Consider the following 12,389-nt stretch of genomic DNA (forward strand, 5'->3'; position numbering starts at 1 on the left):
CTGAGAGCCCCGCAAAGCGCTTACCTGTGTCTAACAGGCTTGGTGGGCGGAGCGCGTATAGATTATCTTCCACGCGATACGCGATACACGGTAGCTCAGGGATCTCCAATCCTGCTTTTGGCCAGCGCCGCTGGATTGGGCAGTCTAGACACCGAATGTCCGTTTTGGGGAATGCCGATTTACGGCATTCAGACGTGGCGAACGGCAGCAATGGGCCGAGGCTGTGTGGAAACTACTTTCTGTGGTTGATTTTGGCAGGCCAGCGGGAGATGGGGATGGCGGGTTTCATCGAGGGTGTGGACCGGGGTCAGATGGTGCTTTTCCCGGACCGTCTGGAGGACTGGATCGGCGAGGACAGCCTGGTCCGCTTCGTTTATCTCTTCGTTGGTGAACTCGATCTGCCGGGCCTTGTGTTCGGGCGCGCAGCCCCGGCGCGGACAGGGTGGCCCGGTTACCATCCGGCGGTTCTGCTCAAGCTGTTCATTTACGGATATCTGCCATTCCCAGCCTCTGGCGGTGCCCTATTGTTCCACCTCATCAGCCAACTCTACGAAAAAAACATCACTCATCATCACAACCAATAACAGCTTCGCCGAATGGGGCACGGTCTTCGGCCCCTCTCGGCGTTTACAAGCAAACGCCTGCCGGGCAATGGATGCCAAGATGACCACCGCGCTCCTCGACCGCATCACCCACCACTGCGACATTCTCGAAACCGAAAATGACTCCTGGCGCTTCAAACAGCGCAAGAAAGTCAGCGCCCAAACTGATCAATATTGAACGCTGTTACCTGTTCAATATTCAACGCTGATTGACAGTCATGGCGAGGCTGCCAGACGCCCGCCTAGCCATTTTAATCACCCCGGGGGCGAAGTTGATGCGATGACCCCACAGCGCGCGCTCTGGCAGCCTGCCAGGTATGAGCCCGGAGACGCCATTCGGTGGCGTTTTGAGGTGGCGACAACGCCGTGCAGTGCTTTTACATACGGGTTAGCCAATCGACACTTACGCCCCATTGCCGCCGCTCGAGAGGGTGCCGCCGCTGCGGCGCGGCGTTCCCTAAAGCGTTCGCTCATCATGGAACGCCGCATTTTAAGCTGATAAGTGTCTGCGCGTTGGCCTGTTGCTGAACCTGATCAGACTAGAGTGATCTCTGCCGTTCTGGATAGTAAGTCCAAGCAATAAACCGACTGGTCTTCTGGCCTTGCGCCATTTCGACAACCTTGAATTCGACAACCTTCGCTTCCTTCAGCAATCTGGAGAGTGGCTTGAGGCTGTCTTTCTTGGACACCAAGCAGGTGAACCACAGGCACTGTTCGGCAAAATTCATGCTCTGCTCGATCATTCGGGCGATGAAGCCGATTTCACCACCTGGGCACCAGAGCTCGGCATTCTGGCCGCCAAAATTAAGTTCAGCAGAGTGGCCCTTACCAAGATTTCGCCACTTGCGCAGCGTGCCCTCTTGCGCCTGCGCAAGCGACGCATGAAACGGGGGATTGCAGAGGGTGACATGGAAAATATCATCCGGGCCGACAACGCCTTCGAAAATATCCACCGCGTTGTTCTGACGTCTGAGCTCTATATTCAGCCTGTTTCGTTCGCAGATCTGCCGTGCTGATTTGATCGAGACCGGATCGATATCAACGCCTGTGAAGTCCCAACCATATTCATGCTGACCCGTCAGCGGATACACAAGGCTCGCACCCGTCCCGATGTCCAGCGCCTTGATATCGGACCCATGCGGGATCTCTTGGTCATTACTTTCGGCAAGCAGATCCGCCAAGTAGTGAATATAATCAACACGCCCCGGGATCGGGGGGCAGAGGTACGTGGCAGGAATATCCCAGAAATCAATCTCATAGTGGGTCATCAAGAGCGCTCGATTGAGCATACGGACCGCGTCCACGTCCTGAAAATTGATCGTCATCTGACCGCGCGGGTTTCTTGTCATGAATGCCTCCAGTTCGGGAGATTTCACGATTAGGCGTTCAAAGTCATACCCCTCTCGGTGTTGGTTGCGGGGGTGCAACATGAGTTTGACAGCCATGGGAAACCTTCTAGCCTATTGGTCTAGGCAACCTGCCCGACAAGGTATCAAGCTTAGAGCTTCCTAGCTGCCTAAGGAATACATGAACGGCCCAAAGCTGCCGGTTGGCCTCGATAGTGTTGCGAGGCGTTGCCTGCCAAAGCTGCCGCTCGAAAAACGGTGCAGCATTTCGCGGTCAGGTGGGGATGTGGCGCCTATAGCACGGGAGTGCCTTGCAGCAGAGGCAGCTCTGCGGCGCAGGTTTCCTCGGACGGCTTCGCTTGCCGTAGCACCAAGCGATGACACGGAACCCGCGACCTCGGGCCTTATCCAATTGACTCGCTTGCCCCGGTGCGTTGAACGGCGCGCAAGGTGCCGGGCACCTGCCGCATGCGGACGCAAGTCACGGTGGAACCCGGATCGCGACGACATCTTACCCTCGGAGCATTTCTCGTTGTGGTTAATGCAGGCTCCCATCAATATTTAAAGGCCTCACGAGAGCAGTGAGCAATGTCTGTCCGGCAAGCTGTCCCTCAGGGCAATCCGTTTCTGACCGCCCCCATCGGGCGGCTGTTTTTATCGATCGCCCTTCCCATGGCAGTGGTCATGTCGATGGGTGGCATTCTGAACGTGGTCGATGGCGTCTTCGTCGGACGCTTCATCGGTGCCGAGGCACTGGCGGCAGTCAGCCTTGCCTTTCCGGCGGTGATGCTGATGTCTGCGCTGGCGATACTTCGGGCGGCGGCATGTCAAGCTCGCTGGCGCGATCTCTGGGCACGGGAGATCGCATCGCGGCGGCCCGGGTCTTTGCCGGGGCGCATGGTTTGGCGTTGTTGATTGCGGCTCTTGTGGTGTTGCTTTGAGCGGCCTTCGGCCGGGCGCTGCCTATCGGGTTGGCGGCAAGTCGCCGAGACGACGTGGACCTAACCGCAGCGCGCTTGCGCTGTCTGCTGCGCGGACACGTCTGTGTTTCACAGAATCGTTGAAGTTTTGTTTTTCCCTACTTAACATATTTTAAGTAATCTTGGAGCAGACGATGGCAGCCCAACCAGATCAACCCATGACTCGCACCGATGAAGCGGAAACCGTTCGCATCATGGCCGAGCGGCTGCGCCGTTTGCGCAAGGCCAACGGGCTGTCGCTGCGTCAACTGGCGGATGCCACGGGAACTTCGGCCAGCTTTCTCAGCCAACTGGAACGCGGGCTTAGCGGGGCGAGCACCTCGACCCTGATCCGTATCGCAAACAGTTTCGGAACAAGTATTTCCGAGCTATTTGCGTGTGCAGAAGGTGGCAAGGATCCTGTGCTGCGACGTCACATGCGGCCCACTTTACCGGTGACAAATGGTCAGCGCAAAATGTTGTTGTCGCGCCGCCCGCTGACCCACTTTGAGACATACATCGCGGAATTTGACATGGGCGGCTCGAGTGGGGACGACGCTTACACCCATGGCGATAGCAACGAGATGATTTTGGTCCTACGCGGGCAGGTCCGGCTGGAGCTTGGCAGCGATAGCCATGATTTGGACGAAGGCGACAGCGTGGAATACGCAACATCGGTGCCGCACCGGGTGGTCAACATCGGCGATGGGACGGCCGAAGTGCTGTTCATGATTTCTCCGCCCACATCAACTTCCAAATATGTGGACGAATTTCGAAACAAGGTCGGCGGGGCCGGCTGATCTTGTAGCACAATGATGCACAGGCCAAAAACCAACCGGGAGGAAATACGATGAAACACACCAGAACCCTTGGATTTGCTGCAGTGGCAGCAATCGGGATGGCAGGTGCCGCTTTTGCTGAAGGCGCTGTGGCGGGCGAGACCGCAGAAGGATCTCTTGCGGGCAAGACCCTAACCTTTGTCTCATATGGCGGGATTTTTCAGGATGGCCAGCTTAAGGCGCTGCAGGATTTTGTTACAAAATCCGGCGTTACCTTGCTGTCTGACGGACCGACCGAAAATGCCAAGATCCAGGCTCAGGTCGAGGCCAAGAACGTGATGTGGGATGTCGTTGATACGGGTGACTTTACGCCGTTCGTGCACTGCGGCACGCTGTTCCAGAAACTTGACTTCACCAAGATCGACGTGTCAAAAATTCCGCTAGGACAGGTGGGCGAGTGCAGCGTTCCGGCGATGAATTACGCTGTTATGTTCCTGTATAACAAGGACAAATACAAGGACAACCCGCCGCAGAACTGGACTGACTTCTTCGATATCGAGAAATTCCCCGGCACCCGTGGTATTCCCGGTTATGCCGATCCTGAAGGCTATATGGTCGAGTTGGGCCTGCTGGCCGATGGAGTTCCGAAAGACCAGTTGTTTCCGGCAGACATTGACCGCGGGCTGAACAAATGGCGTTCGATCCGTGAAAATCTGGTGCCGTGGACGACAGGAGCCGAAAGCCAGCAGATGCTTGAGTCTGGTGAGGCTGACATGGTTATGGTCTGGTCGGGCCGGGGCAAGGCGGCATTGGCCAATGGGGCAAATTACGCGCCTGTCTGGCAAGACTGGATTGTCGTCAAGGACCAGCTTGCCATTCCGATCGGTGTCAAAGATACCGACGCATCTCATGCTCTGATCAATGCTTATCTGGGCAAACAAGCGCAAGAAGTGATGGCGCAAGAAACCTCATATTCTCCGATTAACGTCGATGCTCAGCCTAAAGTGGATCAGTTGACGGCGGAATTCATGACCAATACTCCGGAAAAGCAGGCTATGGCTTACAACCAGAACGTCGAATTCTGGGTCGCTAACTATGAGACGCTCAGTGCCAAATGGGCTGAGTTCGTCGTGGGCAACTGATGCTTGTTGCGCCGGGGCTGCTGGTCCCGGCGTTCTTGTCAACGCTCGCTTGCGTCGCTGAAAGGCCATCATGTCATCTAAACCTGCACCGCGCGCTTCCCGTGGGCCGCTTTACCTAACCCTGCCGGCACTTGCCGTTCTGGTTCTTGTAATGGCGGTGCCGCTTGGCGTGATTGTCTTACGCAGTTTCATGGAACCCGAGCCGGGTTTTGCAAACTATGTATGGTTCTTTCAGACCAAAGTGAACATCACGGTATTGCTGCGCACATTTTCCATTGCCTCCTGGGTGACCGTTTGCTGCGTGCTGGCGGCCTATCCATATGCCTTTGCGATGTCCGTTGCTGGACCGCGCCTTCGGCTGGCGCTTATCATGTGCGTGTTGGTGCCATTCTGGGTTTCAGGTGTGGTGAGAACGTTGGCGTGGGTGATCTTGTTGCAGGATTCCGGGGTTATCAATCGGGTTCTCTTGTCTATGGGGTTCGAGAAGGTGCGACTGATCCGAACTCAACTGGGCGTCACCATAGGTATGACACAAGTCCTGCTGCCTTTCATGATCATGCCGCTCTATGCCGTCATGCGCGGCATTGACCTGCGGTTGTTGCAGGCGGCCCAGAGCCTTGGGGCGCATCCAATCAAGACCTTTTTCCAGATTTACCTGCCGCTTTCTCTGCCTGGGGTATTTGCCGGTGCGACAATCGTCTTCATCCTGGCGCTTGGGTTTTACATCACGCCGTTGCTGCTGGGTGGCCCGCAATCAACCATGCTGTCAACGCTGATCCAGCAACAGGTCTTGTCCTTGCTGAATTGGGGACGGGGCGGGGCAATGGGTGTGGTGCTGCTGATCGTGACCTTTGGTGTTCTTGGCGCAGCCAGTCCGTTCATGCGGCGGAAATATCAGTTGAGCGGGGGCAGCCGATGAACTTAAATCTGCCCCGCCTGTTGTTGAGCTTGACCTGTTTGTTGATTGCAATTTGGCTAGTGGCACCCACGTTTGTCATCATCCCGATGTCTTTTGCAGGCAAGAAATCGTTGGTCTTCCCGCCGCAAGGGTTTTCGCTGCAGTGGTATGAGAACTTTTTCACCAATCCGCAGTGGATCGGCAGCCTGATAGTGTCGGCAAAGTTAGCAGTGATGGTTTCCGTAGTTGCAACCGTGATCGGCACCATGGCAGCCATCGGGATAGAACGCATGAAGGGTCGCGGGGCTGGCATTATCCGCGCCGTGCTGATCACGCCGATGATCGTTCCAGGCGTGGTGCTGGCCGTGGGCATTTACGCGGTCTATCTGGATACACGGCTTGTCGGCACTTGGACTGGCTATGTGCTGGCGCACACGCTTCTGGCGATCCCGTTTGTGGTGATTGCTGTCGGCGCAAATCTGGCCGTCTTCGATGAGCGTCTGGAAACGGCGGCAGCTAGCCTTGGGGCCTCGCGGCTAACCACGTTCTTCACCATCACTTTGCCGCTGATCCTGCCGGGGATTCTGTCGGGCGCGCTTTTTGCGTTCGTCACATCTTTTGATGAGGTGATCGTGTCGCTCTTCATCACCAGCCCGCAGTTGAAAACCCTGCCGGTTCAGATCTTTTCATCCATGACCCGCGACGCCGATCCGACGGTTGCGGCGGTGGGGTCGCTTATCTTCCTTGCTACGTCACTGATCATCGGGCTGGGACTAATCTTCGGAATGCGGGGGCGCAGGGTATGACGCTTAACACAAGCACAAAAGGCGCCGCCGTCGACATTCGCGGGGTCAGCAAATTCTACGGCAGTTTTACTGCTTTGGATGATATCAGCCTGCGGGTCGAGCCGGGTGAGTTCATGTCGTTCCTAGGCCCCTCAGGATCGGGCAAGACCACGACGTTGAACCTGATTGCCGGATTCACTGACCTCAGCGCCGGTGAAATCCGCTTGGGAGAACAGTCAATTGGCCATGTCCCGGCGCATAAGCGTAACATCGGCGTGGTGTTTCAGCATTATGCGCTGTTCCCGCACATGAGCGTGGCGCAGAACGTGGCCTATCCGCTGAAGCAACGCGGCATCGCCAAGGCCGACCGCACCAGGGCCGTTGATCAGGCCTTGCAAAAGGTGCAACTGGATAAATTCGCGCATCGCTACCCCAGCGAGCTTTCGGGCGGCCAGCAGCAGCGTGTGGCCTTAGCACGCGCGATGGTGTTCACCCCGTCGCTGTTGCTGATGGATGAGCCGCTGGGTGCGCTGGACAAGAAACTGCGCGAGGTGCTGCAACTGGAAATTCGCCGCATCCACCGAGAGCTCGGTTCGACCTTTGTCTATGTGACCCATGATCAGGAAGAGGCACTGGTGCTGTCGGATCGGATCGCAGTGTTCAACAAGGGCCGTATTGAGCAGGTCGGCAGCGGGCATCAGCTTTACACCCGACCCGAGACATTGTTCGTGGGCCAGTTCATAGGCGAAAGCTCGGTGCTGCGGGGCGCGCATAGTGCAGGGGGGGCCGAAACCGCACTTACGATTGCGGGGGCGACTTTGGTGGCACCCGGACAGGCCAGGGCCGATGCTCCTCATGTCATTCTGCTGCGCCCTGAGAGCGTTATGGTTCAGGCCTCCGGCACAGGTCCGAAGGACGGAATGACCAACATTCTCGGCGGCACAGTGCGCGAAATGCTCTATCTGGGGGCCGCGATGAAATACGAAGTGACGCTGGCGGATGGCAACCACGTCATCGCCCGCACCCCCACCCAAGACGAGCCTTTTGCCATCGGCAGTGCCGTGGAACTGGCCTGGAACCCTAAGGATGGAACGCTTTTGGCCGATGACGGCTCGACTGCGGGACATGAAGGATAAAGTGATGGACGTGAAGAAAAACGGCGATGTATCTTTCTGGTATGCCGATATTGGCGGTCTCCCCGAGTATAGAGCGGCATTGCCCGGCGATATCGACGTCGATGTTTGCATCATTGGGGCGGGGTTTACCGGGCTGTGGACGGCCTACTATCTGAAAAAATCGAACCCCGACCTGTCGATTGCGATCATTGAGAAAGAGTTCGCGGGCTACGGCGCATCCGGCCGCAATGGCGGCTGGTGTTCGGGTGGATTTTCGTGGAGCCGGTCAAAGTATCTCTCGACCGGAACCCGCGAAGGCGTGATCGACTTTGAGCGCCAGCTGCGCGGCACAGTGGAAGAGATTATCCGCGTCTGCGAAGCCGAAGGCATCGATGCAAACATTCGGCGCACCGATTGCCTGACCTTTGCCTGCACCCCCGCTCAGATGCAGCGGCTGCGCGTCGATCAGGCAGATGACATGGCATGGGAAGTGCCAGCCGAGCGCAGCCATCTGATCGGTGCTGCCGAAGCCGCTGAACGCATCCGCATCAAGGATGTGCAGGGCGCTTTGGTGACGGGAGGCGTGGCACGGGTGCAACCGGCCAAACTGGTGCGTGGTTTGGCCGAAGTGGTAACCCGTAAGGGCGCCACAATCTATGAGCAGACCACCGTCACCGGGATCAGCAAGGGCCGGGTCGCTACCAACCGCGGAACGGTTACTGCGCACCGCATCGTGCGCGCCACGGAAGGCTTTACCCATGGTATCTCGGGGAACGAGCGTGAGTGGATACCGCTAAACAGCGCCATCGTGGTGACCGAACCGGTCCCAGATGCGATGTGGGACGAACTGGGCTGGAGTGGCTATGAGGTGTTTGGCGATGCGTCGCACGCGTATTGCTACGCGCAGCGCACGCAAGATAACCGTATCGCCATGGGTGGGCGCGGGGTGCCGTATCGCTTCGGCTCCAAAACCGATGTGAACGGCGAGACCCAGGCTGAAACCGTCGAAAAGTTGAAGGGCATTCTGTATCGGATGCTGCCCCAGACTCGCAGTCTAAAGCTGGACCACGCCTGGTGTGGTGTTCTGGGTGTGCCGCGCGACTGGTGCACGACCGCGGGTCTTGATCCGCAGACTGGCATTGCCTGGGCGGGTGGCTATGTCGGCCTCGGGGTGTCCACGTCGAACTTCTCGGGTCAAACTCTAGCGGATCTGGTGCTGCAAAAACAGACCGAGCGGACGACCCTGCCTTGGGTCAACCGCAAGCCGCGCAAATGGGAGGTCGAGCCGTTTCGCTGGCTGGGCGTTCACGGCATGTATTGGCTGTATAACTTGGCAGACCGGCGCGAAGCGGCAAGTGGCGGGCAGCGCACATCGCGGCTTGCCACGCTGGCAAATCGCATAACTGGCCGTTGAAAGCGGCGCAACAGCCTGAACCGCGTCCGCAAAAATTGGAGAACACATGATCGACCTATCCGTTTTTACCGGTCTCGCCGGGATCGACATTGGCACGCTTGCAGACAAGCCCACCGCGCTCACGCCGGGCCAGAAAGAGGCGGCAACTTCGATCTGGCAATCGCCTGATGGCGCACTGGATATCGGGGTCTGGGAGTGCTCGCCCGGCAGCTTTACCGCAGACCGATCAGCGGCGGCCGAGTTCTGCTACTTCTTGCAAGGCAAGATCGTGATGACCCACTTGGACGGCACCCGGCGCGAGTTGGGGCCGGGCGATGCCATCATGTTGCCGCGTGGCTGGAAAGGCACGTGGGAGATTCTCGAGCATACCCGCAAAATCTACGTGTTCTTGGCAGATCGACTTCATGGATAGTTAACTGTTGTTGCCCTGCGAACAAGGCGCCGCTTATCCACGGACTTTTCCGCTACATACTATTCGTCGACAGTTGCAGACTTAGGGGAGCTTTGGCACCTAGTCAGCCGCAGCAACGAATACACCCTCTAGGCAGATCGATGATTTTTCAGGACTTCTGCGGCTTACCTGAGCTACTCCCCAACTCTTGGACAGTTTTCGGGCTGAGTTAAGCTACTGCCTGCACCTGCTGATCGGTTTGGGTTGCGTTGAAGTAGACCACGGCGGGCGGTTGACCGCCATGGGCGGCATGGGGCCGCAGATGGTTGTAGAAAGTGATCCAGCGTCCGACGCCAGCCTTGGCCTGTGATCCGGTTTCCCAGGCGTGCAGATAGACGCATTCATACTTCAGCGACCGCCAGAGACGTTCAATGAAGATGTTGTCGAGGTAGCGGGCTTTGCCGTCCATGGAGATCTTGGTCTTTGCACGTTTCAGCCGGTCGGTCCAATCGAAGGACGTGAACTGCGACCCCTGATCGGTATTCATGATTTCGGGCGGGCCGAACTTGTGGATGGCCTCGTTCAGTGCCTCAACGCAGAACTCGGCCTCCAGCGTGTTCGATATCCGCCAGGCCAGCACCTTGCGGGTTAACCAGTCCATGATGGCCACCAGATAGAGAAAGCCTTTACGCATGGGCAGGTAAGTGATGTCGGCGCACCAGACTTGGTTCGGCCGATCAATCCGGAGCCCGCCCAGCAGGTAGGGATAGGTCTTGTGGCCCTTCGCGGGCTTGCTGGTGTTGGGTTTTTGGTAGATCGGCATCAAACGCATAAGTCGCATCAGCCGCCGGATGCGCTTTTCGTTCACGTCATGGCCTTCGTTCTGCAGGTGCCATGTCATCTGCCGGACACCGTAAAACGGCGTGTCCAGGAACTGCTTGTCGACCAGCAACATGAGGTCAAGGTTCATCGTCGTCTCACCCTGCGGCGCGTAATAGAACGACGATCGCGAGATCGAGAGCAACTGGCACTGCGCCCCGACCGACAGCTTGGGATGGGTTCTTTCGATCATGCCCCACCTCACTTCCCGATCCAGGGCTTGAGCTTTCGTGACAAAAAATCGTTGGCGACGGCCAGTTCTCCGATCTTTGCATGCAGATCACGGACCGTATCCTCGGCAATCTCGGCTGTGGCCGCAGCCTGACCGCCACGCTCGAAAATGCCCGCAGCACCTTCCAGCAGTGCCTTCTTCCACTGATGGATCATCGTTGGATGGACCTCATAAGCGGTCGCCAATTCCGACACGGTGCGCTCGCCCTTCAGCGCCTCCAACGCAACACGCGCCTTGAACGCCGCGTCATGGTTCCTGCGTTTCGACATGCTCTGATCTCCTCGTCTTGGGGATCAGCAGACCTCAGATCGTAGCTTCCGTCACTGTCCGATTTTCGGGGGGTAGCTCAACCAGACGCATGATCAGTAGGTGACGCAGCAGTCGTAAACATCGTAACTCCCGCACCGCAGGGATGCACCGGCGCGGTGCATGTGCAGCCATTCCTAGGGGCATTGGGATCGGGAGAGTGGCTTTGAAATTTCTGAAATGGTTGCGGGCAATGAGCTCGTTGTCTAGGCCTTAGGCTACTCTAACTAGTTCGCCTTGAACAATGCATTCAGGCTAATGTGATGGCCTGATACTGGCGATCCGGGTGGTAAACTGCGTTCAAAATGGCGACGACAATGCAGATAAGCTGAACCGCCCCGGGTTTACCGGAGGGCAAAACTCTCGGAGAATTGCCCGTTATGGAACAGACATCAAAGCAGAAGACCTCGAAGCCGTATTCACCTGAGTTCCGCGAACATGCGGTGCGGTTGGCGATGGAACACCGCGATGATTATCAAAGCGAAGCTGCGGCGCTGACAGCGATCGCGGGTAAATTGGGCTGTTCGCCGGACAGCCTTCGCGTTTGGATGCGACAGGTCCAGCGTGACGGCGGCGAACGGCCGGGACCTACCGGCGCTGAGATCGCGCGGATCAAAGAGCTGGAACGCGAGAACCGGGAACTGCGGCAGGCCAATGAGATCCTGCGCAAAGCTTCAGCGTATTTTGCCCAGGCCCCTCTCGCGGTTTAAAGACAAACCGCTGCCGGGCAGCGGGAGCTCGACCGCCCATTTCGCAAATGATGGATTTCATTCGTTGCCCGGCAGCGCATTTTTACATGCGTGAGAGGGGAGGAAAGCCGAGAGGCGCACGGGGTCGAGCCGATCTGCAGGGCGCTGCAGTTTGCCCCTTCCACCTTTTATGACCGGCGGGCGATCATGCGTGATCCTGACCGGGCCTCGGCTCGGGCGAAGTCGGATGCAGCCCTGAGCGTCCAGATCGACGCGGGCTGGGATGCCAACCGCAAACTCTATGGCGCGCGGAAGATCTGGCATGTTTTGCGACGGCAGGGCGAAGACGCAGCCCGCTGCACAGTGGAACGTTTGATGCGCCGTCTGGGCATCAGGGGCGTGGTCCGTGGCAAGAAGGTCATTACGACCAATCCTGACACATCGCTGCCATGCCCGGACGACAAGGTGAACCGCCTGTTCAAGGCTGATCGACCGAACAAGCTGTTGGTTTCAGATTTTACCTACGTGCCCACATGGTCGGGAACAGTCTATGTGGCGTTCGTGATCGATGTGTTTGCACGACGGATCGTGGCCCTGCGTGATTTGCACGCAAATCCCTTCCGGGTAACAGCTGGCGCGCCTCGACATCGATGAAGACCCAGTTCGTGCTTGATGCGCTGGATCAGGCGATCTGGCAAAGAAAGACACCGGATGGTAATCCCCCCATTTTTGACGGGGTGCATTTGTAGAACTTAGGCGGCCGTTTTCAGTTTCTGGGCGGGTGTGATGCCGCCTATGCCCATGTTCGGGCGGTCGTTGTTGTAAGTCCATAGCCATTGTGTGGCGAAGTCC

General features: G+C 57.6%; 12 protein-coding genes and 2 pseudogenes. 12 read left to right on the top strand and 2 right to left on the bottom strand.

Annotation, left to right across the window (positions count from 1 at the left end):
* Positions 1–275 precede the first annotated feature (275 nt).
* Both Q7V03_RS20995 and Q7V03_RS21000 read left to right on the top strand, forming a co-directional pair.
* Positions 276–497, top strand: a pseudogene (locus tag Q7V03_RS20995) (IS5/IS1182 family transposase); the annotation flags it as partial.
* A pseudogene (locus Q7V03_RS21000) lies at positions 489–780 on the top strand (ATP-binding protein); the annotation flags it as partial. The pseudogenes Q7V03_RS20995 and Q7V03_RS21000, both read left to right, overlap by 9 nt.
* 361 nt (positions 781–1,141) lie before the next feature.
* On the opposite strand, the gene rlmF reads toward Q7V03_RS21000, so the two are convergent.
* Positions 1,142–2,047, bottom strand: a complete 906-nt coding sequence (rlmF, locus tag Q7V03_RS21005) for a 23S rRNA (adenine(1618)-N(6))-methyltransferase RlmF (RefSeq protein WP_304927529.1) — start codon at positions 2,045–2,047, stop codon at positions 1,142–1,144.
* A gap of 489 nt (positions 2,048–2,536) precedes the next feature.
* Here rlmF and Q7V03_RS21010 point away from each other — a divergent pair, with 489 nt between their 5' ends.
* The 8 genes from Q7V03_RS21010 to Q7V03_RS21045 all read left to right on the top strand — a co-directional run bounded on the left by Q7V03_RS21010 (position 2,537) and on the right by Q7V03_RS21045 (position 9,452).
* On the top strand, positions 2,537–2,863 hold the full coding sequence (locus Q7V03_RS21010) for a hypothetical protein (RefSeq protein ID WP_304927530.1): 327 nt from the start codon (positions 2,537–2,539) through the stop codon (positions 2,861–2,863).
* A gap of 199 nt (positions 2,864–3,062) precedes the next feature.
* A complete protein-coding gene (locus tag Q7V03_RS21015; RefSeq protein WP_304927531.1) occupies positions 3,063–3,707 on the top strand; it encodes a helix-turn-helix domain-containing protein in 645 nt (214 codons plus the stop codon).
* A gap of 50 nt (positions 3,708–3,757) precedes the next feature.
* Entirely contained in the window at positions 3,758–4,828 is a 1,071-nt protein-coding gene (locus Q7V03_RS21020; protein ID WP_304927532.1) for an extracellular solute-binding protein, read from the top strand.
* A 151-nt stretch (positions 4,829–4,979) separates the two neighbouring features.
* Positions 4,980–5,747 carry an ABC transporter permease gene (locus Q7V03_RS21025; protein WP_304927533.1) on the top strand — a complete coding sequence of 256 codons (768 nt, stop codon included), beginning with the start codon at positions 4,980–4,982 and terminating at the stop codon, positions 5,745–5,747.
* A gap of 212 nt (positions 5,748–5,959) precedes the next feature.
* Positions 5,960–6,532, top strand: a complete 573-nt coding sequence (locus tag Q7V03_RS21030) for an ABC transporter permease (RefSeq protein WP_304927534.1) — start codon at positions 5,960–5,962, stop codon at positions 6,530–6,532.
* Positions 6,529–7,647, top strand: a complete 1,119-nt coding sequence (locus tag Q7V03_RS21035) for an ABC transporter ATP-binding protein (RefSeq protein ID WP_304927535.1) — start codon at positions 6,529–6,531, stop codon at positions 7,645–7,647. Before Q7V03_RS21030 ends, Q7V03_RS21035 begins: the two co-directional genes overlap by 4 nt.
* Positions 7,598–9,040: an NAD(P)/FAD-dependent oxidoreductase gene (locus tag Q7V03_RS21040; RefSeq protein ID WP_370651183.1), complete on the top strand. Its 1,443-nt coding sequence runs from the start codon at positions 7,598–7,600 to the stop codon at positions 9,038–9,040. The genes Q7V03_RS21035 and Q7V03_RS21040 overlap by 50 nt, the downstream gene beginning before the upstream one ends.
* 46 nt (positions 9,041–9,086) lie before the next feature.
* The gene (locus Q7V03_RS21045) at positions 9,087–9,452 is read left to right on the top strand and encodes a cupin domain-containing protein (protein WP_304927536.1); all 366 of its coding nucleotides are present in this window, start codon (positions 9,087–9,089) and stop codon (positions 9,450–9,452) included.
* Between the two features lie 208 nt (positions 9,453–9,660).
* On the opposite strand, the gene Q7V03_RS21050 is transcribed toward Q7V03_RS21045, so the two are convergent.
* Positions 9,661–10,811 (bottom strand): IS3 family transposase gene (locus Q7V03_RS21050; RefSeq protein ID WP_370651184.1). Its coding sequence is split into 2 segments (ribosomal slippage): positions 9,661–10,544 and positions 10,544–10,811, totalling 1,152 coding nucleotides; the frame shifts between segments, so codons are not numbered across the junction.
* A 417-nt stretch (positions 10,812–11,228) separates the two neighbouring features.
* Here Q7V03_RS21050 and Q7V03_RS21055 point away from each other — a divergent pair.
* The gene (locus tag Q7V03_RS21055; protein ID WP_304927537.1) at positions 11,229–11,558 is read left to right on the top strand and encodes a transposase; all 330 of its coding nucleotides are present in this window, start codon (positions 11,229–11,231) and stop codon (positions 11,556–11,558) included.
* A 186-nt stretch (positions 11,559–11,744) separates the two neighbouring features.
* Positions 11,745–12,191: an IS3 family transposase gene (locus Q7V03_RS21060; protein ID WP_304927538.1), complete on the top strand. Its 447-nt coding sequence runs from the start codon at positions 11,745–11,747 to the stop codon at positions 12,189–12,191.
* Positions 12,192–12,389: the final 198 nt, after the last annotated feature.

The sequence above is a fragment of the Cypionkella sp. genome, from assembly GCF_030652235.1.
Classification (GTDB): domain Bacteria; phylum Pseudomonadota; class Alphaproteobacteria; order Rhodobacterales; family Rhodobacteraceae; genus Cypionkella.